General features: G+C 72.0%; 1 protein-coding gene and 1 pseudogene. Both read left to right on the top strand.

What is annotated here, in order from left to right:
- Nucleotides 1–357: pseudogene (locus tag AB0A94_RS38700) on the top strand (6-phosphogluconate dehydrogenase); the annotation flags it as partial.
- A gap of 6 nt (nucleotides 358–363) precedes the next feature.
- On the top strand, nucleotides 364–984 hold the full coding sequence (locus AB0A94_RS38695) for a histidine phosphatase family protein (RefSeq protein WP_106416172.1): 621 nt from the start codon (nucleotides 364–366) through the stop codon (nucleotides 982–984).
- The last annotated feature ends 107 nt before the right edge of the window (nucleotides 985–1091 follow it).

The raw sequence follows: 1091 nt of genomic DNA, 5'->3' as shown, positions 1-1091 counted from the left end.
ATGCAGGCCTACGCCGAGGGCTGGGAGCTCCTGGAGAAGGTCGACTCGGTGACCGACGTCCGCGAGGTGTTCCGCTCCTGGCAGGAGGGCACCGTCATCCGTTCCTGGCTGCTCGACCTCGCGGTGAACGCCCTGGACGAGGACGAGCACCTGGACGGGCTCCGGGGTTTCGCACAGGACTCCGGTGAGGGACGCTGGACGGTGGAGGCCGCCATCGACGACGCGGTCCCGCTGCCGGCGATCACCGCCTCGCTGTTCGCGCGGTTCGCCTCGCGTCAGGAGGAGTCGCCGCAGATGAAGATGATCGCGGCGCTGCGGAACCAGTTCGGCGGCCACGCCGTCGAACAGGCCGGGTGAGTGACGGTGGGAGAGCTGCTGCTGATCCGGCACGGTGAGACCGAGTGGACGCGCTCGCGCAGGCACACCAGCTTCACCGACGTCCCCCTCACCGCGGCGGGAGAGGCGCAGGCGCGTGCGCTGGAGCCGCTGCTGGCCGGTCACCGGATCGGCGAGGCGCTGGTGAGTCCGGCACGGCGTGCCGTGCGCACCGCGTTGCTGGCGGGCCTGACACGGCTGACGGAAGACACCGACCTGCGCGAGTGGGACTACGGCGGCTACGAGGGCGTCACCACCGTGGACATCCACCGCAGTCGTCCCGGCTGGAACCTGTGGACCGACGGTGTGCCGCGGTCCTCGGACGGCCGTCAAGGGGAAGGCCCCGACGCGGTCGCCGCGCGTGCCGACCGGGTGCTCGCTCGGGTGGAGCCGTGGCTGGCCGCCCCGGACGCGAAGGACGTGGTCCTCGTCGCCCACGCCCACTTCCTGCGAGTCCTCACCGCCCGGTACCTCGGTCTCCCGGCCTCCGCGGGCGGCCTGTTCGTCCTGGGGACCGGATCGCTGTCCAGACTCGGCAGGGAACACGGAAGAGCCGCGCTCATGGCGTGGAACACCACGGGCACGGCCGTACCCCAGGCCGTGGGCTGACCGGCGAGGGTGAGACGGTCCGGAGGGGCGGCCGCGAGCCCACGGCTCGCCTGGTGACGGACGACGATCCGCTGCACGCCACGTACGTCACGCTGCTCGACCTGTTC

It is taken from the genome of Streptomyces sp. NPDC044984 (assembly GCF_040646935.1).
GTDB lineage: Bacteria > Actinomycetota > Actinomycetes > Streptomycetales > Streptomycetaceae > Streptomyces.
This window is presented reverse-complemented; position numbering and strand designations above follow the sequence as displayed.